The following is a 22,507-nucleotide window of genomic DNA, read 5'->3' as shown; positions in this document are numbered from 1 at the left end:
AAGGGGCTGAAGCACTACGCTTGCCGTGCAAGACCACCGGAGACGTCGATGTGGCTGCCGGTCGTGTAGGAGGACAGGGGCGTGGCGAGATAGAAGATGGCGCGCGCGGCCTCGTCGGGCGAGCCCAGGCGGCCCAGCGGAATGGACTTCTTGCGGGCGAGGTCGGCGCTCCAGGCGTTCCAGTCCTGGCTGCGGTCCTCGCGCGCCTCGAAGCGGCGGCGCCACTGGCCGGACTCGATCAGGCCGACCAGGATGCCGTTGACGCGCACGCCCTTGGGCGCGAACTCGGTGGCCATGGAGCGCACCAGGTTCTTGAGGCCGGCGCGCGCGGCCGAGGTGGCCACCATGTGCGGCTCGGGCTGCGAGGCCAGCAGCGAATTGACGCAGACGATGGCCGGCTCAGCCGTGCGCTCGAGCTGCGGCAAAAAGGCGCGCGTGGGATGCAGCACCGAGAAGAACTTCAGGTGCAGCTCCTCGGTCCAGGCCGCATCGTCGGTGCTGGCAAACGTCGAGACCCGGCCCTGGCCCGCGTTGTTCACGAGGATGGAGGCCGGACCCAGCGCAGCCTCGCTGTCACGCGCGAATTGCTGCACCTGGGCGGCGTCGAGCACGTCGCAGGCCTGGGCGAACAGGCGGGCCTCGGGATGGCGTCCGCGCAGCTGCTGCACGGCCTGCTCCAGGCGTTCGGCGCTGCGCCCGCACAGGGCGACACGCGCGCCCTGCGACAGCAGCAGATCGACCGTGGCCAGGCCAATGCCCGAAGAGCCGCCGGTGACGACGGCCGTGGTGTCCTTGAGTTGGGAATCAAACATGGCCGCCTCCTGCGCGCCGGGAATTGAGGGAAAGCAGCTGTGCCGTCTGCGTTTGCGTCTGCGTTTGCGGGCGGTAGTTCAGCAGCTCGGACAGCTCGGCCGCCGCGTCGCAGACGCCGGCGATCAGGGTCTCGGCACGGCCCTCCTCCACATGGGGCGCGGGAACCGTCGTACCCAGCGCCGCCACCACGCGGCCGCTGTGGTCGCGCACGGGGGCGGCGATGGTGCAGATGGAGCTTTCGTAGAAGCCTTCGCTGAACACATGGCCGCGCTCGCGGTCGGCCTCGACCAGGTTGAACAGGTCCAGGACCGTGCGCGGCGTCTTGGGCGTGTGCGCTTCCAGGTGCTCCTCGGGATAGAGCGCGCGCAGTTCGGGCAGGGACAGGTCGCCCAGCAGCACGCGGCCCAGGGCCGTGGCATGGGCGGGCAGGCGCGTGCCCACGCGCACCGAACTGGTCAGCGGCGTGGGCGGCGTGACCTTGGCCACATAGACGATGGAGCGGCCATCGCGCACCACGATGTTGCAGGGGTAGCGGATCTCGCCGCACAGCCGCGCGATCACGGGCTGGCCCAGCTCGGTCAGGTCCATGGACGACAGGAACTCGAAGCCCAGGCGCAGCACGGACAGGCCCAGCCGGTAGTCATTGCTGCCCTCGGCACGCTGCAGAAAGCCCATGGCCTCCAGCGTGTTGAGCATGCGGAACACCGTGGCGCGCGGCAGCTGCAGGCGGCGGGCCAGCTCGGGCGCGCCCAGCGTGGCATTGCCGCGCCCGAACTCCTGCAGCAGGCGCAGGCCGCGCTCCAGCGCGGGCACCATGTACTTGTCGGCGCCGTTGTCCGCGCTGTCGGCGCTCTCGGCATTCCCGGAAGAGGGGGTGTCGGTCATGGCGAACCCCTTCAATTCATGACGAAGCCGCCGTTGACGGGCAGCACCTGCCCCGTCACGAAGCGCGCGCCATCGGACAGGGCATAGGCCACGGCGCCCGACACATCCTCGGGCCGCTGCTCGCGCTGCAGCGCGCGCTGGTCGATGTACAGGCGGTGGCGGTGCTCGGGCACGTACTCCGTGGCCTCCACCAGCACCAGGCCCGGCGCCACGGCGTTGATGGTGATGCCGTCGGCCCCCAGCTCGCGCGCCATGGAACGCGTCATGGCCATCACAGCGCCCTTGCTGGCCACATAGGCCATCAGGTTGGGGGCGCCCCACATCGCGGTATCGGACGCCAGGTTCACGATGGCACCCCGGCCGCTGTCGCGCAGCGCGGCGCGGCAGGCGCGCGTCATCAGCCACACGCCGCGCACGTTCACGTTCATCACCTGGTCCCACTTGTCCAGATCGATGTCGTCCATGCCCTTGCCGCCCGAATCGGTCACGGCCGCGTTGTTCACCAGGCCGTCCAGCCCGCCCAGCGCCTGCACGGCCTGCTGCGCGCAGCGCTCTATCGACTCCGGATTGCCGGCATCCAGCCCGAAGCCATGGGCCTCGAAGCCCTGCGCACGCAGCCGGGCCACGGACTCGGCCAGCAGCTCCTCGCGCAGATCGGCCATGGCGACACGCGCGCCCTGCTCGCAAAAGGCCTTGGCGAACGCAAAGCCCAGGCCGCGCGCCGAGCCTGTGACGAGGATGCGGCGGCCGGCAAGCTGGCCTGTGGAGGGCGTGGTGTTCATGGCGTACCTCAATCGAAGGGGGTTTGTTTCTGTTTCAAATTTGAAATGACACTTTTTTCTTGAAACAAGCGTGAGTTTAGGACTGATGGTTCGGGGTGGGATTGGGGAAAACACGGAGACGTGTGGGAAATGGATGACAGAGGTGTGTCTGGGTGTGTTTTGGATGGGGGCGTTTTTATGGCTTGCGAGGACATGCCCGCCCTGCGGGCGCGTTCATACGGGGAGTGGGTGCGGGCCGTCGCTTCGCTCGGCCTGGGGTTTGAGGCGGGGTTGTGGAATGCCTCTATGATTTCGGTGGCCCCCTGTTCCGGGGCTGGTGCTTGAAAACACCATCAACACACAGCGGCAGAGCCTCCCCGAAAGAGAGGCCTCGTCACGTCTGAACACTTGGACAGTGGGCATCGCACCCGCACGTCCACACGGTTTTGGATGGGATGGGGCTACCCGCAAGGCTGCCCGCACGTCTGTGTGCGTGTTTTCAACATCCCATCCACCCTTCCTTCGCTTGAAACGCCGGTCGGTTGTTTCCGTCTCGCACAGGAGTACGAAAACATGAACGATCAGCGCACCGCTCTTCCCACGCGCGCCAGCTTCGAGCAACTGGCTCGCACCATCACCGACACCAATGGATGGGTACAGGAAGGCTGCAACGAAATATGGGCCCTGGCCCAACTTGCATTGGCCAGCCTCCATGCACCAGAAGACTTGCGACGTCCGCAAGCCATGGCTCACGCACTGCGCGCCATCCGCGACGGCGCTGAGTCACTGGCCGACTATGTGCAAGGCGAAGCCAGAAGCGTAGGTTGCGACCCCACTCAAAGCCCATAGCCGCGAGGGCGGCCACATCCGGCCGAGCGCAGCGAAGGGGTCGCGGGCATTCGGGTTGCCGTCTTTGACCTGACCTTTCTTGGCGCATCAAGATGGGCCATCGGCTGCCAGGCCAGGAACCAGGCATCGAAACCAAGCAATCGCAGTAGCAGGAATTCCCCTCGCGTCCAGCGTCAAGGCTTTGGCCTCCGATGACACACGGGCTACACGGTCATCAGTAAAGATACGCAGCAAAATAGTACTTTTTTAGATACACTTTTCCGATGGAAGAGCCCATTCTTTCCGTTGTCTTCTACCGGTCCGATGCCGGCAAGGAGCCCGTGCGTGACTGGCTTCTTGAACTTACGGTGGAAGACCGCAAAGCCATCGGCGCCGATATCAAGACTGTCCAATACAACTGGCCTCTGGGCATGCCCGTAGTACGCAAGATGGAGCCAGGACTGTGGGAGGTGCGGTGCAGCATTGGCGATGGCATCGCACGTGTCCTATTCACGGCCCAGAATGGAAAAATGGTTCTGCTGCATGGCTTCATCAAGAAGTCGGCCAAGACCCCCGCGCCGGATCTGACAACTGCCAGAAACCGGCTCAAGAAGCTGAGGAATACCCCATGAACAAACATCTAGGCAGCAATTTCGATGACTTCCTCGAAGAAGAAGGCCTGCTTGAGGAGGCCACAGCTATCGCAGTGAAGCGGGTGATTTCCTCGCAATTCGCACAGGCGATGAAAGCCCAGAAAGTCAGCAAGACCGAGATGGCGACACGCATGCGCACCAGCCGCATGGTGGTGAACCGCCTGCTGGACGAAAACGACACCGGCGTCACCCTGGCCACGTTGGCCCGCGCCAGCGTGGCGCTTGGCACGGCTTTGCACTTTGAACTGGACGATGCGACGGTTTTCCAGGCATCAGCGGCATAAAAGCACGACCGCTCAGCGCTGCGCCGACAGCCGCCGCAAAAACCCATCCACCACCCGCAACGCATACCGACTCGCCACCACCCTCACAAACTCCGCAAAGTCCACATGCGCACTGTCATCCGCCCGATCGGAAACCGTCCGCATGGCCGCAAACGGCACGCCATAGTCCAGGCAGGCCTGCGCCACGGCGGCGCCTTCCATCTCCACCGCCAGCACCTCATGCCCTGCAGCACGCAGGCCCTGCGCCAGGGCGCAAGAAGCGCCCGCCGTGCCCACGAACTGGTCACCGCTGGCAATCAGCCCCTGGTGCGCGCGCGGCGCCGTGGTGGCGTGGGCAGCGCGCAGGTCTTCGCCCGCCTCGGCCACGCAGGCCTGGGCGGCGGCCAGCAGCGCGGCGGTCATTTCAGGGTCGCAGGGCAGGCGCGTGCGTCCGTAGCCGGGCATTTCCCAGCGCGGGAAGATGGGCGAGGCGTCCAGGTCGTGCTGCAGGTATTCGTCGGCCACGACGACATCGCCCACGCGCACGCCTTCGCCCAGGCCGCCGGCGACGCCGGTGAAGGCGATGCGGCGCACGCCGAAGCGCTCGATCAGCGCCGTGGCCGTGGTGGCCGCCGCCACCTTGCCTATGCCCGACAGCGCGCAGACCACGTCGTGCCCGTGCAGGCGCCCGCGCCAGAACATGCGGCCGGCGTGGGCCGTGCCCTGGGCGTCGGACAGGGCATGGACCAGGCCTTCCTGTTCCTGCGGCAGGGCACTGAGGATGGCGATGGTCATGGTGGCTTCTCTTTCAACGGCACAGGGAAAAAGCAAAGGCGGCCCGGGGGCCGCCTGCGGGGCGAAAGCGCCCATTGTGCCGCGAGCCTGTGCCCGGCGCGGCTCAGATGGCGATGGCCGTGGCCTGGTTGAGCACGGCGCGCACCACGCTGTAGACGGTGAGGGCCGAGGTCTTGGGGTTGGCCGCCAGCGGCTTGCCGCGCATGGTCAATTCCATGGATCCGAAGGCGCCGCGCGCGGCCACATGGTGCACGTTCTCGTCCACGCCCGGGTCGGCGTACAGGCGCACCGTGGTGCGGTCCAGGCCCATGCCGGCCAGCGACAGGGTGGCGGCCACGTTGGCGTTCTTGGGGTAGAGCTGGGCGGCCTCGCGTGCGCTGCCTTCGAAGATGCAGAAGGCTTCCTGGAGGCTGGCGAGGTCGCAGCGCTGTTCTGCGGGCGTGCCGGTCCAGGCCATGGGCGGCTTGCGGCCGGTGTAGACCACTTCATCCAGGCCGCCGATGCGCGCAGCGGCCAGCGCATCCACGCCGCCGATGGCACCCGACAGCAATTGCACCTGGGTGCCTCCGGCCTCGGCCGCCGCCTGCACGGCCTCGGCCATGCCCGGGGCGCTGAGTGCGCCGATGGAGGCCACGACGGCAGGAATGCCGCGCCGCAGGGCGGGCAGCACATGCTCCTCGATGGCGGCATGGCCCGCGCACTCCACGATGAGGTCGGGCCGGTCTTCGGCCGCCAGCGCAGGCACGGCACGCGCCTGGGGCGCATGCAGGGCCAGGGTGGCGCGCACGGCGTCGGTCACTTCCGGCACAAGCACCCAACCCACCTGCACGGCGGCATGTCCCTTGAGCAGTTCGAGCACGCTGGCGCCAATCGCACCGCAGCCAATCACAGCAATCTTCATCGTCATATCTTTCTGGGAAGGAATGCGCTGGCGGCCGGTGTGCCCACCATCCGTTCAGCGCAGAAAACCGGGATGCTGGGTGCGCAGGTGGCCGGCCAGCTCATCGGCGGCGGCACGTACCTGCTCCACCCAGTCGGCCATGCGGCCGGGAGCGATTTCGGTGAAGGCCACGGCCATGCCCAGGCCCGCCACGATGCGCCCCTGCGCATCGCGCACGGGCGCGGCGATGCTGGAGACGCCGGGCTCGTAGAAGCCCTCGCCCATGGCGTAGCCGCGTTCATGGTCCTGCTGCAGCAACTGCAGCAACTGTTCCACGCTGCGCGGCGTGCTTTCCGAGAACTGGGGCAGTTCGCTGCCGCCGAACAGGGCGCGCAGCTGGTCCGCGTCCATGTCCTGCAGCAGTGCCCGGCCCAGCACGGTGGCATGGGCCGGCAGCCGCGAGCCCACGCGCACGGCGCCCTGGAAGGCGCCGGCCGGCGCGATGCGCGCCACGTAGACCACGGAGGTGCCGTCCAGCAGCGCCAGGTTGGTGGTGAAGCCCAGCCGGTCGCACAGCGACTGCAGCACGGGCTCGGCCAGCTGGGCCAGCGGCTGGGTGGACAGGTAGTCGTAGCCCAGGCGCAGCACGGCCAGGCCCAGCCGGTATTCGGTGCCCGAGCGTTGCAGATACCCCATGTTCTCCAGCGTCGTCAGCATCCGGAACACCGTGGAACGCGGCAGCGCCAGGGTGCGCGCCAGGTCGGGCGCGCTCCACACGGGCTGCGAAGGCGTGAAGCAGGCCAGCAGGCGCAGGCCGCGCTCCAGCGCGGGAACGGTGTAGCGGTCGTTGTCGGTGGAGAGGGTTTCGGAGGTATCGCTCATCGCAATTCGGGCAGGTAGGCCATCAGGTCAGCAGGGTGGCCAGCCTCTGTGCGACATCCGCAGGTTGTTCGACGACAGAGGCATGGCCGGCTGCCGCAAGCGTAACGTACCGCGCCCCCAGTCTTGCGGCCCAGGCCGCGCAGGCAGCCGGCGGCGTGACCACGTCGTGCTCTCCCACCCAGACCTCGACCGGCATGGCAAGGCGCCCCGCCGCCTGCCCCAGGTCGCTGCCGCACAGCAGCTCCACGGCCTGGGCGTAGCCTGCGGCATGCAGGCGCGCCGTGTTCCAGCGCACCCATTGGCGCACGGGCTCGGGCGCGGCGGGCGAGACCAGGCGCTGGTCGATGGCGGCGGCCAGGCCTTCGATGCCTTTTTCCTGCAGGGCCGCAAGACGGCCCTGGCGTACCTTGGCCTGCTGCTCGCCCATGCCGGGTGCGCCATAGCCGCCAGCGGGGCTGATCAGCACCAGTTGCTGCACGCGCCCGGCACCGGCCTGCACCGCCCAGGGCGTGCCCATGAGCGCACCCAGCGAGTGGCCCACCAGCAGGCAGCGGCGCACGCCCAGCGCCTGCAGCGACTGCTCCAGCACGCGGGCGTAGTCGGCGCCCGTGGGCGCGGCGGGTGCCAGCGGCGTGGAGCGGCCATAGCCGGGCGCGTCCCAGGCCAGCACACGCGTGCGCGGTGCCAGCGCCAGGGCCACGTCCAGCCAGGAGGCGGCGCTCGAGCTGATGCCGTGCAGCATCACCACGGCAAAGTCCGAGGCCGTGTCGCCGGCCTCGCGCCAGGCGGCCTGAGCGCCACCGGGCAGGGCGATGAGATGTTCGGGGAACTGCGCCTGAAGGCGCTGCTCCATGCGCTGCAGCGTCTGCGCGGTCATGGCAGGCCCGCTACTCAACGTTTGATTTTTGCCAGGGGGTGTTCTGGGGGATAGGTGGGCGTGATGGGCTTCTTGGCGCCCAGCATCACGCACATCAGCGCGTCTTCGTCGCCGATGTTGATTTCCTCGCGGTACACGCCGGGCGGCACGGAGACCACGTCGCGGTCGGTGAGGATGGTCTCGAAGCGCTGGCCGTCCTTCTCCAGCACGAGCTTGAGCTTGCCGCGGATCAGGAAGAAGACTTCCTCCACATCGGTGTGCAGGTGCGATGGGCCTTCATTGCCGGCCGGGATGACCATGGTGGAGAAGGTGAAGTGCTCGGCCGGGATGGTGTTGCTGTCCGCAGCCACGCCCGTGCCGCCCGTGCCGATGTAGCGCATCTGGCCACGGCGGTACTTGGGATCGAAGTCGGCCTGGAACTTCAGCGCGTCGAAGTCGTACTTGCGCGTGGAAAACCGCGCCACGCGCGATTCCATCCATTGTTCGAAGCTGGAGCCTTCGGGCTGGTCCCAGGTGCGGGGCGTGTTCTGAGCGGATTCGGACATGTGTCTCTCCATCAACGTCGGTGGATCATGGCGGGGAAGGTGCCATTTGTTTTATCCATGAATCACAGTTCATGGGGTAAAACAATTATAGGAAGATTGATCGCACGCAACAAGGGCCACATGCGCAGCGGCATGTGGCCCCTTTGCTGCCCGTCTGTTGAGGGAACAGCGATGGCCGTGCCTCAGGCAGCCATGCTGCGCCGCCCAGGCCGAAAGCCCGCATGGCTGGCCGGCCAGACCACGGACAGGCAGGCCAGTGCCAACACCGCCAGCGCCCAGGGCAAGGCGCGGGCACCCAGCCAGCCCAGCAGCAGTCCGCCGGCCACGCCGCCGCTCGCCACGGCCAGGTTGAAGACCGTCACCAGCATGGACTGGGCCACGTCGGCGCCCTCGCCTGCCGCGTCGGCCAGCGCGGTCTGCAGCAGCGTGGGCGCGCCGCCAAAGCTCAGGCCCCAGGCCGCAACGCCGATCAGAACGGCCACGGCCGACTGCCCGGCCAGGCCCAGCACCAACGCAGACACGGCGAACAAGGCCAGGCTCAGCACGGTGAGTGCGCGCAGCCAGCGGTCCACCAGCAGGCCCGTGAGCCAGATGCCGGCAATGGCCGCAAGGCCGAACAGCAGCAGCACCCCATCCACCCTTTGCCCCAGACCCGCCGAAGCCAGGAAGGGCGCGATGAAGGTGTAGAGCATGTTGTGGGCCAGCATCCAGCCGAACAGCGCCAGCAGCACGGGGCGCACGCCGGGCATGAGCAGGATGCGCGCCACGGGCAGGCGCTGCTGCGCCGTCTGCCCGGCGTAATCCGGCACACCCAGCCGCACCCACGCCAGCAGCAGCAGCCATAGCGCCGACAGCGCCCAGAACACGCCGCGCCAGTCGAACAGGCTGCCCAGCCAGGCGCCCAGCGGCACGCCGGCCGCCAGGGCCAATGGCTGGCCCACGCCCGCCACGGCCAGTGCGCGCCCCTGCAGATGCGGCGGCACCATGCGCCGCGCATAGCCGGCCACCAGCCCCCAGATCACTCCCGCAGCCATGCCTGCGGCAAAGCGCGCGGCCAGGGTCAGGCCGTAGTGGCCGGACAGCGCGGTGAGGCTGTTGAACAGCAGCAGCCCGCCCACCGCCGCCATGAACAGCGGCCGGCGCCTGAGCCCGCGCGTGGCGGCCACGACGGGAATGGCGGCCAGCACCGAACCCAGCGCGTACAACGTGACCATCTGGCCGGCCATGGCTTCGGACACTGCCAGTCCCGTGCCGATCTGGGGCAGCAGGCCGGCCGGCAGGGCCTCGGTCATGATGGCCAGAAAGCCTGCCATCGCCAGGGCCAGCAGCCTGCCCAGTGGCAGGCCTGTGTCGAAGGAGGTGTCCATGGACGAATTCATTGCCTTGTCCTTGCTGCGCATCTCAGGCATGGGAGGCTGGATGGGATGCCAGGTGGGATGCCGCCATGTCCTTGTCGCCATGCCCGGCGGCCAGCGCGCGCTCGAAGCGGCGCAGCCCGGCCTGGGCGCCATCCAGCAGCAGGCCTGCGCCGGCGGCGGCATCGGCCACCAGTTGCGCGTCCTTGACGGCATTGGCCACGGTGAAGCTGGCGTCGTAGCGGCCTGACAGCATGGCAGCGGCCTTGGCCTGGAAGAAGCCGCTGTCCATGGGCCCGCCCGTGACGGCATCGACCACCAGGGCCGGTTCTATGTCCAGCCCCTTGGCCAGCGTCAGGCTTTCGGCCAGGCCATGCGTGAGTGCGAAGGCCCAGTGGTTGAGCGCCAGCTTGAGCCGGCTGGCAGCGCCTGCCTGCTGCGCAATCCACAGACTGCGTTTGCCGATGGCATCGAACACTGGCTGCACCTGGCCGCGCTGCGCCAGCGGGCCTGCGGCCAGGATGACCAGCTGGCCCTGCTCGGCCGGCTGGCGCGTGCCCTGCACGGGGCAGTCGTAGAACACCAGGCCATGTCGATCGGCGAACTGCGCCAGCGGCGCGATGGCGTCCACACCCACCGTGCTCAGTTGCAGCCACAGTGTGCCCGGCTGCAATGCGGGCGCTGCAGCCTGCATGGCCTGCAGCACGGCCGGCCCGTCCTTGAGCACGGTGACGACGATGCGGGCGCCACGCACGGCGTCGGCCGCGTCGCCACAGGCCTGAACGCCGTCGGCCGCAAGGGCCTGGGCCTTGGCGGCCGTCCGGTTCCAGGCGCGGACGGTGAAGCCCTTGCGTTGCAGGTTGCGCGCGACGGGCGCACCGATCAGGCCCGTGCCGAGCACGGCAATGGTGGTTTGAAGGTTTGAATGCATGGGAACTCCAGGGTGATGAGAGAGTGAAACAGACACGGAAAACTGAAAGCCGGATTACCGGAACGATCATTCCAATTCAAGGAAAATAAAAACCCGCAACGGCACGACATGCGCGCGGCGGGTGGCGAGTGGCCGGCTATTGCGCCTGCAGCGCCATGTCGACCACGTCGACCACATCCATCAGGCACTGGCGGCGCTGCGGCGCGCTGCTGCCCTTGCCCAGCACGCGCAGGCCTTGCACGGTGTTCAGGACGAAGCGCGCCAGGGCACGCGGCTTTTTGCTGTCGGTGATGTCGCCTTCCTGCTGGCCGCGCAGGATGAGCTTTTCCAGCGCCTTTTGCAGGCGCTGGAAGTTGCCGGCCACCCTCTCGGCCACGGCCTCGTCATGGCCGGCCAGCTCCAGCGCGGCATTGGCGACCAGGCAGCCCCGGCGCCCGGCATCGCTCAATTCGTCCTGCACGATGCGCAGCAGCAGCTGCCGCACCAGGTCCCGGGCGCGTCCCGGGCCGGACAGCAGTTCCACGTTGGAGGTGGTCACGGCCTCATAGCGGCGCAGCGCATGCTGGAACAGCCCCTGCTTGTTCTCGAAGGTGCCGTACAGGCTGCTGCGCGACAGGCCCGTGCCGTCCACCAGGTCCTGCACCGAGGTGGCCGCGTAGCCGCGCTGCCAGAACACCTGCATGGCGGCGTCTGCGATGTCATCGGGGTCGAAGTCCTTGGTGCGCATGGTGGCTCATTGAATTGGAACGATCATTCCATTAAATGTAGGCGGCCGTTTAGCGGCTGTCAAGATTGCGCCAAAGGGCCTTCACTCGCAGGGAATTTCCAGCCCGACCTTCACGCGGTCCAGCGCCACGATGGTCTTGAACCATTTGACGTTGGGGTTCTCGGCAAACAGGCGCCGCGCCAGCGCCTCGTACTCCTGCATGGTGGCCACGGTGAGGACGAGCACGAAGTCCACCTCGCCCGTGACGTAGTAGCACTGCTGGACCTCGGGCACGGCGAAGTGCGATTTCATGGCGTTGAGCGCGTCGATGCTGGTGCGCTCGGTCATGACCTCCACGATGATGGTGATGGGCCGGCCCACGCGCGTGGGGTCCACGGTGGCGGCCTGGCCGGTGATCACGCCTTCGGCCTGCATGCGCTTGAGGCGGCGCTGCACGGCGGCCGTGGACAGGTTGACCTGCTCGGCCAGCAGGCGCAGCGGCACCGTGCTGTCGCGCTGGACGATGGCCAGGATGGCGCGGTCGAAGCCGTCCAGATCGGCCAGGTGTGCAGGGTGGGCGGTGTGCTTGGTCATGGGAAGCGAGGACTTTTGGAGGGTGAGAAATTTTCTCGCAAACACCCTCAATTCAGAGACCAAAAAACAGGTGCTGCGAAATAGTATTTCGTCGTTTTCCGCATCCAACGCATGCGGACCTGCCTGCCGAGAAAGCCCATCCCATGGCCACCCTGCTCCACCTGTCTCCCGTGTTTCTTGTGATGTCCATGCTCATGGTTTTGCGCCGCCCGCCTGTGCAGGCGGCCATGGCCGGGGCGGCGCTGGTCGCCCTGCTGTGGCTGATCGATGCCGGCTTGGCCGCCAGTGCCGCGCCTGCGGGGGCGGCGCTGGCCGCTGCGCGCGACACGGCTGTGCTGTTCCTGAGCACGGCCTTCGTGATCGTGCCGGGCCTGGGTTTCGTGATCCTCATCGAACGCATGGGTGTCAACCAGGCGCTGAGCCAGTGGGTGCGCTCGCTGGGCCTGGGGCCCGCCGATCAGGTGGTGTTCATCGTGCTGGGCCTGGCGCCGCTGCTGGAGGCGATGACGGGTTTTGGCGTGTCGCTGATCGCCACCGTGCCGCTGCTGCTGAGCCTGTTCGAGCGGCGCGCCGCGCTGCGCATGGCGCTGGCGGGCATGGCCATCATGCCCTGGGGCACGCTGGGCCTGGCCACGGTGATCGGTGCCTCGCTGGCCCATGTGGATGCGGCCGCGCTGGCCGCTGTGTCCTCGCTGACCAGCGCGCCGGTGTTCCTGGTGCTGGGCGTCCTGTCCCTGCACCTGGCAGGCGAGCGCGGTGCGCGGGCCTGGCTGCTGCTGGGCGGCTTTGGCCTGCTGTTCGTGGGCGTGCTGCATGGCATCAGCCGCTGGCTGGGTCCCGAGGTGGCGGGCGTGGGCGCGGGCTTTGCAGTGGCGCTGGGCATGCTGGTACGCGCACTGCTGCTGCGCGGAACGGCCCAGGCGGCACCCGGCTGGCCGCGACAGGCCTGGCCGTATCTGGCGCTCGCCCTTGCCATCGTGCTGCTCAAGCTGCTGGCCCTGGCCACGCAGTGGGACCAGCGCTGGATCGTGCAGGGCGCCCAGGTGGCCTGGAAGCCGCTGGCCTCCCCGGGCGTGGCGCTGACCCTGGTGCTGGCCCTGCTGCTGGCGCGCGGGGCCGGCCGTGGCGTTGCCCTGGCTGGTGCACTGGCCGCCCGCGCCAAGCGCCCGCTGCTGACCATCTTCTTCTTCCTGGCGATGTCCCAGATGATGGTCAAGGCCGGTTTCCTGTCCGGCCTGGTGCAGATGCTGGCCGAACTGGCGCCTGCGGCCCTGGCGCCCATCGTGGCCGCCTTCGGTGCGCTGGCCGGCTACATGACGGGCTCCAACGTGGGCGGCAACGCGATCTTCATGCCCGCCATCGCCCTGCTGCCCGAGTCCTCGCGCCTGCTGCTGGCCGCCGTGCACAACAGCGCCGCCGGGCATGCGGCGCTGGGCTCTTTGTCCATCGTGATGCTGGTGCTGGGCCTGGCACGGACCACCGCGCAGGAAGAAGGCGAGCTGGTGCGCTTCGGCTTTGCGCTGGCCTGCCTCAATGCGGCGGCCGTGGCGCTGGCGGCGCTGGCCCTGGCGGGTCCGGGCGTGTTCTGAAGACGTGTTCCCTCCCAATGAAAAGAGGCGCCGCAGCGCCTCTTTGCAAACACGGCAAGCCGCCCGCGTTACTTGCTGTCGCGCAGCTCCCGGCGCAGGATCTTGCCAACCGGGGTCTTGGGCAGTTCGGTGCGGAACTCGATCACGCGGGGCCGCTTGTAGCCCGTGAGGTTGTCGTGGCAGAAGTCGCGCACGGCCTGTTCGGTGAGGCTGTCGTCCCTGCGCACGATGACCAGCTTGACGGCCTCGCCGGTCTTCTCGTCGGGCACGCCGACCACGGCGCATTCGAGCACGCCGGGGCAGTTGGAGACCACGTCTTCCACTTCATTGGGATAGACGTTGAAGCCGCTGACCAGGACCATGTCCTTCTTGCGGTCCACGATCTTGAAGTAGCCGCGCTCGTCCATGGTGCCGATGTCGCCGGTGCGAAAGTAGCCGTCGGCGGTGAACACCTTGGCGGTTTCGTCGGGGCGCTGCCAGTAGGCGGCCATGACCTGCGGGCCCTTGATGGCGACCTCGCCGCGCTCGCCGATGGTGGTCACGTCGTTTCCTTCGTCATCGACGAGCTTCATCCAGGTGCTGGGCAGGGGCACGCCGATGGTGCCCGAGAACTCGGTGGAGGTGACGGGGTTGCAGCTGACCGAGGGACTGGTCTCCGACAGGCCGTAGCCCTCGCAGATGGGACAGCCGGTCTTTTGCAGCCACAGCTGGGCCACGGCGCTTTGCACCGCCATGCCGCCGCCGACCGAGACCTTCAGGTGCGACCAGTCCACGGTGTTGAAGTCCGGGTGGTTGGCCAGGCCGTTGAACAGCGTGCTCACGGCCGGGAAGCTGTGAAAGCGCTGCGTGGACAGCTCCTTGAGCGTGGCCTTGAGGTCGCGCGGATTGGGAATCAGGATGGTTTTGCCGCCCGTGCGCATGGACAGCATCATGTTCACCGTGAAGGCGAAGATGTGGTACAGCGGCAGCGCGCAGATGCTGGTGGGCTGCTCGCCGGCCGGCACCTTGCCCATGGCGGGCTGGTTCCAGGCCTCGGACTGCAGCACGTTGGCGATGATGTTGCTGTGCAGCAGCACCGCGCCCTTGCTCACGCCCGTGGTGCCGCCCGTGTACTGCAGCAGGGCCATGTCGGAGGCCTGCAGCTGCGGTGCCTGGAAGGGCGAGCGCATGCCCTTGGCCAGCGCGTCGTTGAAGCGCACGGCCCCTGGCAGCGAGAACGGCGGCACCAGCTTCTTGACCTTGCGCACCACGTAATTGACGATGGCGCCCTTGAGCATGCCCAGCTGGTCGCCCATGGTGCACAGCACCATGTGCTGCACGGGCGTGGCGGCCTTGCAGGCCTGCAGCGTGTGGGCGAAGTTCTCGATGATGACGATGGCCTTGGCGCCCGAGTCCTTGAGCTGGTGCTCCAGCTCGCGCGCCGTGTACAGCGGGTTGACGTTGACGACCACGAAACCGGCGCGCAGCACGGCGGCCACGGCCACGGGGTACTGGGGCACGTTGGGCATCATCAGCGCCACGCGGTCGCCGCGGGCCAGGCCCAGGCTCTGCAGATAGGCAGCGAAGGCGCGGCTTTGCGCATCGACCTGTGAGTAGGTCAGCTCCTTGCCCATGAAGGAATAGGCCACACGGTCCGCGTAGCGGCTGAAGGCCTCCTCCATCAGGGCCACCAGCGAAGGGTATTGGGAGGGATCGATGTCGGCGGGCACACCTGCCGGATAGGCACCCAGCCATGGGCGGTCACTCATGCTGCTTGTCTCCTGGTTGTCTCGACTAATCGTGCATTCTCATAAAAAGCACGGTCGTTCGATACTGTGATAACCCTAGTACTACCCCTAGGGTCCGCATTGCGTTGCTCCAGGTCAAAGCTCGCCGGGCCGCCCAGGCCCTCCGTCACGACCGCGGTTCAATCCCAGGCCGGAGCCAGCCCGTCTGGGCTGACCTGGCGGTCGCCGCGCTCCAGCGCGGCGATGCGCTGCATGTCTTCGGCGCCCAGCACCAGCTGGCAGCTGTCCAGGTTGGCCTGCAGGTGGGCGCGCCGGGTGGACGAGGGAATGACGGCATAGCCCATGGCCATGGTCCAGGCCAGCGCCACCTGGGCGGGCGTGGCGCCGCGGGCGGCGGCGATGTCGGCCAGCACGGGATCGGCCAGCAGCCTGCCGTAGCCCAGCGTCATGTACGAGGTGGTGTGGATACCCTGCTGGCGTGCGAAGTCGGTGACGGCGCGGTTTTGCAGATAGGGGCTGAGCTCGATCTGGTTGGTGGCGATGTTCGCGGCGCCCACGGCGGCGATGGACTGCTGCAGCAGCGCGATGTTGAAGTTGGACACGCCGATGTGGCGCGTCAGCCCCTGCTCCCTGGCGCGCATGAGGGCGCCCAGGCTGTCCTCCAGCGGCACGCTGCGCGAAGGCCAGTGGATCAGCGTCAGCTCCACATGGTCGGTGCGCAGGGCTTCAAGGCTGCGCTCCAGGCTGGGGATCAGCGCGTCGGCGGACAGGTTCTCGGTCCAGATCTTGGTGGTGAGGAACAGCTGATCGCGCGGCACGGCGCTGGCGGCGATGGCGGCCCCCACATCGGCCTCGTTGCCGTAGATCTGGGCGGTGTCGATGGCGCGGTAGCCCACTTCCAGGGCCTGGCCCACGGAGTGGCGCACCACCTCGTCCTTGAGGCGGAAGGTGCCCAGGCCGAACGCGGGCACCACGGAAGCGAGAGAGGCAGTCGATGTCATGCAGGTCTTTCAAAAAAGCAAACAAGGCGCGGAACAACGCCTCGAAGACTGCAGTCTGGCGCGTTCACGCTTGCAGATAAAGCCTGGTATCAGCAGAAAATATTTGACGCTACAGCAACAATTGCGCCAAGCTGGCATCCCATGAAAACCACCCTGGACGAGTTGCAGGCCTTTCGCGCCGTGATCGACTGCGGCAGCATCACGGCGGCGGCCGAGCAGTTGGGACAGACCACCTCGGGCATCAGCCGCAGCCTGTCGCGCCTGGAGAAAAAGCTGGCCACCACCTTGGTGCGGCGCACCACGCGCAGCCTGGAGCTGACCGAGGAAGGCGCGCGCTTCCTGGCCCGCACGCGCGAGGTGCTGCAGGCCCTGGACGCGGCCGAGGAGGAACTGGCCGCGCGCCGTGAGGCGCCGGCCGGGCTGCTGCGCGTCAACGCGGCCTCGCCCTTCATGCTGCATGCCATCGTGCCGCTGGTGGGTGAGTTCCGCGCGCTCTATCCGCTGATCACGCTGGAGCTGAACACCGATGACCTGCACATCGACCTGCTGGCCCAGCGCACCGACATCGCCATCCGCATCGGCGAGCTGCGCGACTCCACGCTGCATGCGCGGCTGCTGTGCCACAGCCTGCTGCGCGTGCTGGCCAGCCCCGCCTACCTGCAGGCCCATGGCCCCGTGGCGAGCGTGGCCGCGCTGGCGCGCCACCAGCGCATCGGCAACAGCCAGGTGCCGGGCCTGAACCACTGGCCGCTGCGCACGCCCGAGGGCGGCGACCGCTGGGATGCCGCGCCCCAGCTCACGGCCTCCAGCGGCGAGACCATGCGCCAGCTGGCCCTGGCCGGCCAGGGCGTGGTCTGCCTGGCCGACTTCATGACCGTGCGCGATCGCGCCCAGGGCGAGCTGGTGCAGGTGCTGGCGCGCGAGACCGTGCAGCAGCGCCAGCCCATCCACGCCGTCTACTACCGCAACACGGCGCTGGCCGCGCGCATCACGGCCTTCCTGGACTTTCTCGCGCAGCGCATGGCGGCAGGTTGAGAGGTGGCGTCGCATTCCGACGCCGCCCCGGGAACGACTGGGAGGCAGCCGGCCGCATCGTCAAGGCGGCCGGCGCGCGCATCGAATAGTCCGCAAGGCCGTCACAGCAGCTTGGTGCCCAGCGGCACCTCGCGGTCGGGCACGCACAGCGCGACCTCGCCGTTCTCGTTGTGGAATCCCGTGACCAGGCATTCCGAGCGCATGGGACCGATCTGCTTGCTGGGAAAGTTCAGCACGGCCACCACCTGGCGGCCTATCAGTTCCTCGGGCCGGTACAGCGCCGTGATCTGGGCGCTGGACTTGCGCAGGCCCAGTTCGGGGCCGAAATCGACCTGCAGCACATAGGCCGGGCGGCGCGCCTCCTTGAACACCTGGGCGTCCACGATGCGGCCCACGCGCAGCTCCACCTTGAGGAAGTCGTCAAAGCCAATGGTCTCGTGCAATGCGGATGAAGTAGTCATGCGGCCATGATGCCGCGCCGCCGGTGCCGGCTTTGTCGAGCAACGCTTGCAGTGCGGGACAGTGGCGGGCTCACGAACGCGCGCAGGCATGCGCAAGCCGTGCCATCGCTTCCTGCTGCGGCAAATGCGTGAGGGCCTTCGCCGCCGGCAGATGCACAGAGCAGAAATAGGCCAGTCCCTGCGGATGGGACAGCATGCCGGCCTGCTCGGCGCAATGGTCGGCAAAGCACAGCCAGGCTCCGTGCAGCGGGCCGGGTTCCTGCGTCGGGTCCTTGTTGCAGACGCTGCAAAGGGCGGGTTGCATGGCGGTCGAATCACGGAAGATGAACAGGCCGCCAGTGTCGCAGCTTCCATGAAAAAGGCCGGCATCGCGTCCGATGCCGGCCTGGTGCGAGGCCCTTCGACAGGCCCCGCAGGGGTTCGCGCCAGGATTACTTGGCGGCGACCACGCGCACCATTTCCAGGCACTTGTTGGAGTAGCCCCACTCGTTGTCGTACCAGGACACGACCTTCACGAAGGTCTTGTCCAGGGCGATGCCGGCTTCGGCATCGAACACCGAGGTGCAGGACTCGCCGCGGAAGTCCGTGGCCACGACCTTGTCTTCGGTGTAGCCCAGCACGCCCTTGAGCGCGCCTTGCGACTGGGCCTTCATTTCGGCGCAGATCTCTTCGTAGCTGGCTTCGCTGTTCAGCTCCACCGTCAGGTCCACCACCGACACGTCGGAGGTGGGCACGCGGAAGGACATGCCGGTCAGCTTCTTGTTGAGCTCGGGAATCACCACGCCCACGGCCTTGGCTGCGCCCGTGCTGGAGGGAATGATGTTTTCCAGGATGCCGCGGCCGCCGCGCCAGTCCTTGTTGCTGGGGCCGTCCACGGTCTTTTGGGTGGCGGTGGCAGCGTGCACGGTGGTCATCAGGCCGCGCTTGATGCCCCACTTGTCGTTGAGCACCTTGGCCACGGGAGCCAGGCAGTTGGTGGTGCAGGAGGCGTTGGAGATCACGTCCTGGCCAGCGTAGGTCTTGCAGTTCACGCCGAAGACGAACATCGGGGTGCTGTCCTTGGAAGGCGCGGACATGATGACCTTCTTGGCGCCGGCAGCCAGGTGCTTGCGTGCGGTCTCGTCGGTCAGGAACAGGCCGGTGGCCTCGATCACGATGTCGGCGCCGACTTCGTTCCACTTCAGGTTGGCGGGGTCGCGCTCCTGCGTCAGGCGGATGGTCTTGCCGTTGACGATCAGGTTGGAGCCCTCCACCGAGACCTCACCCTTGAAGCGGCCGTGCACGCTGTCGTACTTGAGCATGTAGGCCAGGTAGTCGGGCTCGAGCAGGTCGTTGATGCCCACGACTTCGATGTCGCTGAAGTTCTGCACGGCAGCGCGGAACACCATGCGGCCGATGCGGCCGAAGCCGTTGATACCAATTTTGATTGCCATAGAAATTTCCTCAGTAAAAAAGTTTCAAGAACCTTGCTAATCAAATACCGCCCAGCATATTATTCATAAATAGTTCACCTTTTTTTGCAGGCTTTATTTTTTCGAAAAAAACGGGTGCACGAGGAACAATACCACGACATTCATCAATACAAGATTTGTCTGACAACATAAAGGTATCTGGGCTATACATCGGTTTGAACCCTCTATTTTTATGACTGCCCACTGCGCCATTTCGGTCCCATATAGCCAAGGCCGTTTCCTTTGAAACAGGCTTCGCCATTGCGATTACTTCCGCCAAGGTCACCGTTCCGACACCTATATGAAAGCCGATCAAATTAGAGACCAAATCTTCCTGACTGAACCCACTATCAGTGACAAATTTCGGAAATAATTCTTGATGAGCCTCGAATTCCAAACTCACCTCCATGAAAATGGCTAATGCAACCGATTTTTTCTCCGCCACAGATAAATTGTGTCGAACAATATATTCCCGCTTAACTCCTGAAGAAATTCTATTGCCAAGTGCAAACATTTCTTGAACGTGCACCACTCTAAAACCTGTAGAAATCTTGTCCGGAAACGTCACTAATGGGTAAGCATTCGCCCTTGAAGGGAGGGTACAAAGCTGCGGATGTGAGCCAAGGCACTGTCTAACATCGGGACCACCAGCATTGATTTCGCGCCAAAGAGTCTCCGCGCCAGTATGAGCTCTCTTGGATTTTGGATTCATATGCCCTAAATCGAGCCATCCAAAGTTGCAGGTATAGACAAGCCCATAAACGCTGTTCGCGGCCAGCGAACCATCCAATATATCTTCGCGCTTACTCATCCCTTCCCCCTGTGTTTACTCGTTACCTAAGAATTCAACAGTAACATCCTTGCACACACCATCTCCCGAAAGAAATACTCTAGCCGTCAGAAAATCACTATTCTCACAATCCATATTCAATATAATTGAGGAATTTGAATTAGATATGGAAGAATTATTTTTGCAAGATTTATTCTTATATATTGATTCGTATTCTTTTAAAATATCAACACCTGGCGCCAAGCTGCCATAAGTCACCGAGCTGAATGGGGCACCCGCACCATCACGGCCTTTCCATCGATACTTGGGATCTCTACATTCCGCCACAAGCTCAACAGATCGAAGATGTGCGGGCGCTCCAACGCGTAAAGCAATCGAATATCGACCAGCACCGCTCACATCAAAAGTAGACCAAACGAAACCCCAGAACAGTAAAAATGCAGCCACCAGGCCGACCAAAACGAGACGTATCACCTTGATGGCTTTTCTGTCTTCCATTTCGCTCGTCCGTGGTGGCTGCATTGCACTGGTTACGAAGAGGCGGGCTGTCGACTTAACGCTTGAGCGCAGCCTGCACGGTGTCGGCCACGTTCTCGGCCGTGAAGCCGAAGTGCTTGAACAGCACGGGCGCGGGGGCCGATTCGCCGTAGGTGTCGATGCCGACGACAGCGGCGCAGCCGTACTTCCACCAGAAGTCGGTCACGCCCATTTCCACGGCGATGCGCGGCAGGTTGGCCGGCAGCACCTGGCTCTTGTACTTGGCGTCCTGCCCGTCGAAGGTGGTGGTGCTGGGCATGGAGACCACGCGCACGGCGACCTTGCGCTCGGCCAGCAGCTTCTGGGCGGCCAGGGCCAGCTGCACTTCGGAGCCGGTGGCAATGATGACGGCCTGGGCCTTCTTGTTCAGGCCGACGGCCTTGGGCTCGGACAGCACGTAGGCGCCGCAGGCGATGTCGTCCAGCGCGTCTTCGGTCTTGGCTGCGTAGGCCAGGTTCTGGCGCGACAGCAGCAGGGCCGTGGGCTTGTTCTTCTGGCTCAGGGCCACGGTCCAGGCGACGGCGGTTTCCGTGGTGTCGGCAGGGCGCCAGACATCCAGGCCCGGGATCAGGCGCAGAGAGGCGGCGTGCTCGATGGACTGGTGGGTGGGGCCGTCTTCGCCCAGGCCGATGGAGTCGTGCGTGAAGACGTGGACCACGCGCTGCTTCATCAGCGCGGCCATGCGGATGGCGTTGCGGCTGTAGTCGCTGAAGGTCAGGAAGGTGCCTGCGTAGGGGATGTAGCCGCCATGCAGGGCGATGCCGTTCATGATGGCGGCCATGCCGAACTCGCGCACACCGTAGTTGATGTGGCGGCCGATCTTGCCGTCTTCGGTCAGGACCACGGCACCCTTGTCGTCCACGCGCAGCGAAGGCGTGCTCTTGGTGTTGGTCAGGTTGGAGCCGGTCAGGTCGGCCGAGCCGCCCAGCAGTTCGGGCAGGGCTGCGGTCAGGCCCTCCAGGGCCAGCTGGCTGGCCTTGCGGCTGGCCACGGTGGCGCCTGCGTCGTGCGCGTCGGAGGCGATCTGCGCGGCGATCTCGCCGAAGTTGGCGGGCAGGTCACCGGCCATGCGGCGCTTGAATTCGGCAGCCAGTTCGGGGAAGGCCTTGGCATAGGCGGCGAACTTCTTGTTCCAGGCCGCTTCGGCCTTGGCGCCGGCGGCCTTGGCATCCCAGTCGCCGTAGACGCTGGCGGGGATGTCGAAGGGACCGTGCTCCCAGCCCAGGGCCGCGCGGGTCAGCGCGATTTCCTCGGCGCCCAGGGGCTCGCCGTGGGCCTTGGCCGTGTCCTGGCGGTTGGGCGAGCCCTTGCCGATGCTGGTCTTGCAGCAGATCAGCGTGGGCTTGTCGCTGCTCTTCTTGGCGGTGGCGATGGCGGCATCGATGGCCTGCACGTTGTGGCCGTCCACGTCGCGCACCACGTTCCAGCCATAGGCTTCGAAGCGGGCGGGCGTGTTGTCGATGAACCAGGGGGCGACCTTGCCGTCGATGGAGATGCCGTTGTCGTCGTACAGCGCCACCAGCTTGCCCAGCTTCCAGGCGCCGGCCAGGGCCGCGGCCTCGTGGCTGATGCCTTCCATCAGGCAGCCGTCACCCAGGAACACGTAGGTGTGGTGGTCGACGATGGCGTGGCCTGCGCGGTTGAACTCGGCGGCCAGCAGCTTTTCGGCCAGCGCGAAGCCCACGGCATTGGTGATGCCCTGGCCCAGCGGGCCGGTGGTGGTTTCCACGCCGGGGGTGATGCCCACTTCGGGGTGGCCGGCCGTCTTGCTGTGCAGCTGGCGGAAGTTCTTGAGTTCGTCGATCGGCAGCGCGTAGCCCGTGAGGTGCAGCAGCGCGTAGATCAGCATGGAGCCGTGGCCGTTGGACAGGATGAAGCGGTCACGGTCAGCCCATTGCGGGTTGACGGGGTTGTGCTTGAGGTGACGGCTCCACAGTGCCACGGCCATGTCGGCCATGCCCATGGGGGCGCCGGGGTGGCCGGAGTTGGCTTGTTGAACGGCATCCATTGCGAGTGCGCGGATCGCATTCGCCATTTGTTGAGTGTTGGCCATCAGGGCGCTCCGTGAAGGAGGGGGTAATCAGAGTAAGCCGGCTATTTTAAAGGACGTGGGTTTTCGGCTCCCGCGCGCGGGGCAATGGCCGCTGG

General features: G+C 66.2%; 25 protein-coding genes. 5 read left to right on the top strand and 20 right to left on the bottom strand.

The window, feature by feature from the left end; translation table 11 throughout:
• Nucleotides 1-14 precede the first annotated feature (14 nt).
• From ACF8ML_RS23380 to ACF8ML_RS23370, 3 genes are read right to left on the bottom strand one after another with little or no spacing between them, the layout of a single operon-like run.
• On the bottom strand, nucleotides 15-812 hold the full coding sequence (locus ACF8ML_RS23380) for an SDR family oxidoreductase (protein ID WP_047217882.1): 798 nt from the start codon (nucleotides 810-812) through the stop codon (nucleotides 15-17).
• A complete protein-coding gene (locus tag ACF8ML_RS23375; RefSeq protein ID WP_392408140.1) occupies nucleotides 805-1,698 on the bottom strand; it encodes an IclR family transcriptional regulator in 894 nt (297 codons plus the stop codon). Before ACF8ML_RS23375 ends, ACF8ML_RS23380 begins: the two co-directional genes overlap by 8 nt.
• A gap of 11 nt (nucleotides 1,699-1,709) precedes the next feature.
• Complete coding sequence (locus ACF8ML_RS23370; RefSeq protein WP_012202888.1) at nucleotides 1,710-2,480, bottom strand: SDR family oxidoreductase; 771 nt, start codon at nucleotides 2,478-2,480, stop codon at nucleotides 1,710-1,712.
• Between the two features lie 552 nt (nucleotides 2,481-3,032).
• On the opposite strand from ACF8ML_RS23370, the gene ACF8ML_RS23365 reads away from it, so the two are divergent.
• From ACF8ML_RS23365 to ACF8ML_RS23355, 3 genes are all read left to right on the top strand, one after another.
• Nucleotides 3,033-3,308, top strand: a complete 276-nt coding sequence (locus tag ACF8ML_RS23365) for a hypothetical protein (RefSeq protein ID WP_082145171.1) — start codon at nucleotides 3,033-3,035, stop codon at nucleotides 3,306-3,308.
• A 263-nt stretch (nucleotides 3,309-3,571) separates the two neighbouring features.
• Nucleotides 3,572-3,919 (top strand): type II toxin-antitoxin system RelE/ParE family toxin, encoded by a 348-nt coding sequence (locus ACF8ML_RS23360; protein WP_017406311.1) that lies wholly within the window; start codon nucleotides 3,572-3,574, stop codon nucleotides 3,917-3,919.
• Nucleotides 3,916-4,224, top strand: a complete 309-nt coding sequence (locus tag ACF8ML_RS23355) for an XRE family transcriptional regulator (RefSeq protein ID WP_016452050.1) — start codon at nucleotides 3,916-3,918, stop codon at nucleotides 4,222-4,224. The genes ACF8ML_RS23360 and ACF8ML_RS23355 overlap by 4 nt, the downstream gene beginning before the upstream one ends.
• A 12-nt stretch (nucleotides 4,225-4,236) precedes the next feature.
• On the opposite strand, the gene ACF8ML_RS23350 is transcribed toward ACF8ML_RS23355, so the two are convergent.
• The 9 genes from ACF8ML_RS23350 to ACF8ML_RS23310 form a co-directional block, all read right to left on the bottom strand.
• A complete protein-coding gene (locus tag ACF8ML_RS23350) occupies nucleotides 4,237-4,998 on the bottom strand; it encodes a 5'-methylthioadenosine/adenosylhomocysteine nucleosidase (RefSeq protein WP_016452051.1) in 762 nt (253 codons plus the stop codon).
• 103 nt (nucleotides 4,999-5,101) lie between these two features.
• Nucleotides 5,102-5,899: an aspartate dehydrogenase gene (locus tag ACF8ML_RS23345; protein WP_392408139.1), complete on the bottom strand. Its 798-nt coding sequence runs from the start codon at nucleotides 5,897-5,899 to the stop codon at nucleotides 5,102-5,104.
• 54 nt (nucleotides 5,900-5,953) lie between these two features.
• Complete coding sequence (locus ACF8ML_RS23340; protein WP_047217879.1) at nucleotides 5,954-6,760, bottom strand: IclR family transcriptional regulator; 807 nt, start codon at nucleotides 6,758-6,760, stop codon at nucleotides 5,954-5,956.
• A 22-nt stretch (nucleotides 6,761-6,782) separates the two neighbouring features.
• A complete protein-coding gene (locus ACF8ML_RS23335; protein WP_017406313.1) occupies nucleotides 6,783-7,637 on the bottom strand; it encodes an alpha/beta fold hydrolase in 855 nt (284 codons plus the stop codon).
• A 14-nt stretch (nucleotides 7,638-7,651) separates the two neighbouring features.
• On the bottom strand, nucleotides 7,652-8,182 hold the full coding sequence (locus tag ACF8ML_RS23330; RefSeq protein WP_016449821.1) for a cupin domain-containing protein: 531 nt from the start codon (nucleotides 8,180-8,182) through the stop codon (nucleotides 7,652-7,654).
• A 182-nt stretch (nucleotides 8,183-8,364) separates the two neighbouring features.
• Nucleotides 8,365-9,561, bottom strand: coding sequence for an MFS transporter (locus tag ACF8ML_RS23325; RefSeq protein WP_392408138.1), 1,197 nt, complete (start codon nucleotides 9,559-9,561; stop codon nucleotides 8,365-8,367).
• Between the two features lie 22 nt (nucleotides 9,562-9,583).
• Nucleotides 9,584-10,468 carry an NAD(P)-dependent oxidoreductase gene (locus ACF8ML_RS23320; RefSeq protein ID WP_392408137.1) on the bottom strand — a complete coding sequence of 295 codons (885 nt, stop codon included), beginning with the start codon at nucleotides 10,466-10,468 and terminating at the stop codon, nucleotides 9,584-9,586.
• Nucleotides 10,469-10,604: 136 nt separating this feature from the next.
• Nucleotides 10,605-11,195 (bottom strand): TetR/AcrR family transcriptional regulator, encoded by a 591-nt coding sequence (locus ACF8ML_RS23315; protein WP_013804518.1) that lies wholly within the window; start codon nucleotides 11,193-11,195, stop codon nucleotides 10,605-10,607.
• 81 nt (nucleotides 11,196-11,276) lie between these two features.
• On the bottom strand, nucleotides 11,277-11,768 hold the full coding sequence (locus ACF8ML_RS23310) for an Lrp/AsnC family transcriptional regulator (protein WP_016449824.1): 492 nt from the start codon (nucleotides 11,766-11,768) through the stop codon (nucleotides 11,277-11,279).
• Nucleotides 11,769-11,911: 143 nt separating this feature from the next.
• Between ACF8ML_RS23310 and ACF8ML_RS23305 the strand changes: the two genes are divergently transcribed.
• On the top strand, nucleotides 11,912-13,357 hold the full coding sequence (locus ACF8ML_RS23305) for a transporter (protein WP_392408136.1): 1,446 nt from the start codon (nucleotides 11,912-11,914) through the stop codon (nucleotides 13,355-13,357).
• Nucleotides 13,358-13,425: 68 nt separating this feature from the next.
• On the opposite strand, the gene ACF8ML_RS23300 is transcribed toward ACF8ML_RS23305, so the two are convergent.
• Both ACF8ML_RS23300 and dkgB read right to left on the bottom strand, forming a co-directional pair.
• Nucleotides 13,426-15,105 (bottom strand): long-chain-fatty-acid--CoA ligase, encoded by a 1,680-nt coding sequence (locus ACF8ML_RS23300; protein WP_047217875.1) that lies wholly within the window; start codon nucleotides 15,103-15,105, stop codon nucleotides 13,426-13,428.
• Nucleotides 15,106-15,263: 158 nt separating this feature from the next.
• Nucleotides 15,264-16,085, bottom strand: coding sequence for a 2,5-didehydrogluconate reductase DkgB (dkgB, locus tag ACF8ML_RS23295; protein WP_016449827.1), 822 nt, complete (start codon nucleotides 16,083-16,085; stop codon nucleotides 15,264-15,266).
• A gap of 141 nt (nucleotides 16,086-16,226) precedes the next feature.
• Here dkgB and ACF8ML_RS23290 point away from each other — a divergent pair, with 141 nt between their 5' ends.
• Nucleotides 16,227-17,120: a LysR family transcriptional regulator gene (locus ACF8ML_RS23290; RefSeq protein WP_017406318.1), complete on the top strand. Its 894-nt coding sequence runs from the start codon at nucleotides 16,227-16,229 to the stop codon at nucleotides 17,118-17,120.
• 101 nt (nucleotides 17,121-17,221) lie between these two features.
• Here ACF8ML_RS23290 and ACF8ML_RS23285 read toward each other — a convergent pair whose 3' ends face one another.
• The 6 genes from ACF8ML_RS23285 to tkt form a co-directional block, all read right to left on the bottom strand.
• Entirely contained in the window at nucleotides 17,222-17,581 is a 360-nt protein-coding gene (locus tag ACF8ML_RS23285) for a tRNA-binding protein (RefSeq protein ID WP_026062619.1), read from the bottom strand.
• Between the two features lie 70 nt (nucleotides 17,582-17,651).
• Complete coding sequence (locus ACF8ML_RS23280) at nucleotides 17,652-17,885, bottom strand: hypothetical protein (protein ID WP_047217871.1); 234 nt, start codon at nucleotides 17,883-17,885, stop codon at nucleotides 17,652-17,654.
• Nucleotides 17,886-18,012: 127 nt separating this feature from the next.
• On the bottom strand, nucleotides 18,013-19,014 hold the full coding sequence (gene gap / locus ACF8ML_RS23275; protein WP_047326356.1) for a type I glyceraldehyde-3-phosphate dehydrogenase: 1,002 nt from the start codon (nucleotides 19,012-19,014) through the stop codon (nucleotides 18,013-18,015).
• Between the two features lie 40 nt (nucleotides 19,015-19,054).
• Nucleotides 19,055-19,843, bottom strand: a complete 789-nt coding sequence (locus tag ACF8ML_RS23270; RefSeq protein WP_152683518.1) for a hypothetical protein — start codon at nucleotides 19,841-19,843, stop codon at nucleotides 19,055-19,057.
• 15 nt (nucleotides 19,844-19,858) lie between these two features.
• On the bottom strand, nucleotides 19,859-20,320 hold the full coding sequence (locus tag ACF8ML_RS23265; protein ID WP_152683519.1) for a hypothetical protein: 462 nt from the start codon (nucleotides 20,318-20,320) through the stop codon (nucleotides 19,859-19,861).
• Nucleotides 20,321-20,375: 55 nt separating this feature from the next.
• Entirely contained in the window at nucleotides 20,376-22,412 is a 2,037-nt protein-coding gene (gene tkt, locus ACF8ML_RS23260) for a transketolase (protein WP_392408133.1), read from the bottom strand.
• Nucleotides 22,413-22,507 lie beyond the last annotated feature (95 nt).

The organism is Delftia sp. WSY_10, assembly GCF_043104705.1.
Taxonomy (GTDB): Bacteria; Pseudomonadota; Gammaproteobacteria; order Burkholderiales; family Burkholderiaceae_C; genus Comamonas; species Comamonas tsuruhatensis.
This window is presented reverse-complemented; position numbering and strand designations above follow the sequence as displayed.

Bases quoted from the DNA above. Each gene is read 5' to 3' on its own strand.
- dkgB (WP_016449827.1), bottom strand. From the start codon at position 16,085: ATGACATCGACTGCCTCTCTCGCTTCCGTGGTGCCCGCGTTCGGCCTG.
- ACF8ML_RS23325 (WP_392408138.1), bottom strand. From the start codon at position 9,561: ATGAATTCGTCCATGGACACCTCCTTCGACACAGGCCTGCCACTGGGC.
- ACF8ML_RS23265 (WP_152683519.1), bottom strand. From the start codon at position 20,320: ATGGAAGACAGAAAAGCCATCAAGGTGATACGTCTCGTTTTGGTCGGC.
- gap (WP_047326356.1), bottom strand. From the start codon at position 19,014: ATGGCAATCAAAATTGGTATCAACGGCTTCGGCCGCATCGGCCGCATG.
- ACF8ML_RS23355 (WP_016452050.1), top strand. From the start codon at position 3,916: ATGAACAAACATCTAGGCAGCAATTTCGATGACTTCCTCGAAGAAGAA.
- ACF8ML_RS23360 (WP_017406311.1), top strand. From the start codon at position 3,572: ATGGAAGAGCCCATTCTTTCCGTTGTCTTCTACCGGTCCGATGCCGGC.
- ACF8ML_RS23370 (WP_012202888.1), bottom strand. From the start codon at position 2,480: ATGAACACCACGCCCTCCACAGGCCAGCTTGCCGGCCGCCGCATCCTC.
- ACF8ML_RS23350 (WP_016452051.1), bottom strand. From the start codon at position 4,998: ATGACCATCGCCATCCTCAGTGCCCTGCCGCAGGAACAGGAAGGCCTG.
- ACF8ML_RS23335 (WP_017406313.1), bottom strand. From the start codon at position 7,637: ATGACCGCGCAGACGCTGCAGCGCATGGAGCAGCGCCTTCAGGCGCAG.
- ACF8ML_RS23330 (WP_016449821.1), bottom strand. From the start codon at position 8,182: ATGTCCGAATCCGCTCAGAACACGCCCCGCACCTGGGACCAGCCCGAA.
- tkt (WP_392408133.1), bottom strand. From the start codon at position 22,412: ATGGCCAACACTCAACAAATGGCGAATGCGATCCGCGCACTCGCAATG.
- ACF8ML_RS23270 (WP_152683518.1), bottom strand. From the start codon at position 19,843: ATGAGTAAGCGCGAAGATATATTGGATGGTTCGCTGGCCGCGAACAGC.
- ACF8ML_RS23320 (WP_392408137.1), bottom strand. From the start codon at position 10,468: ATGCATTCAAACCTTCAAACCACCATTGCCGTGCTCGGCACGGGCCTG.
- ACF8ML_RS23305 (WP_392408136.1), top strand. From the start codon at position 11,912: ATGGCCACCCTGCTCCACCTGTCTCCCGTGTTTCTTGTGATGTCCATG.
- ACF8ML_RS23285 (WP_026062619.1), bottom strand. From the start codon at position 17,581: ATGACTACTTCATCCGCATTGCACGAGACCATTGGCTTTGACGACTTC.
- ACF8ML_RS23315 (WP_013804518.1), bottom strand. From the start codon at position 11,195: ATGCGCACCAAGGACTTCGACCCCGATGACATCGCAGACGCCGCCATG.
- ACF8ML_RS23290 (WP_017406318.1), top strand. From the start codon at position 16,227: ATGAAAACCACCCTGGACGAGTTGCAGGCCTTTCGCGCCGTGATCGAC.
- ACF8ML_RS23365 (WP_082145171.1), top strand. From the start codon at position 3,033: ATGAACGATCAGCGCACCGCTCTTCCCACGCGCGCCAGCTTCGAGCAA.
- ACF8ML_RS23340 (WP_047217879.1), bottom strand. From the start codon at position 6,760: ATGAGCGATACCTCCGAAACCCTCTCCACCGACAACGACCGCTACACC.
- ACF8ML_RS23380 (WP_047217882.1), bottom strand. From the start codon at position 812: ATGTTTGATTCCCAACTCAAGGACACCACGGCCGTCGTCACCGGCGGC.
- ACF8ML_RS23345 (WP_392408139.1), bottom strand. From the start codon at position 5,899: ATGAAGATTGCTGTGATTGGCTGCGGTGCGATTGGCGCCAGCGTGCTC.
- ACF8ML_RS23375 (WP_392408140.1), bottom strand. From the start codon at position 1,698: ATGACCGACACCCCCTCTTCCGGGAATGCCGAGAGCGCCGACAGCGCG.
- ACF8ML_RS23280 (WP_047217871.1), bottom strand. From the start codon at position 17,885: ATGCAACCCGCCCTTTGCAGCGTCTGCAACAAGGACCCGACGCAGGAA.
- ACF8ML_RS23310 (WP_016449824.1), bottom strand. From the start codon at position 11,768: ATGACCAAGCACACCGCCCACCCTGCACACCTGGCCGATCTGGACGGC.
- ACF8ML_RS23300 (WP_047217875.1), bottom strand. From the start codon at position 15,105: ATGAGTGACCGCCCATGGCTGGGTGCCTATCCGGCAGGTGTGCCCGCC.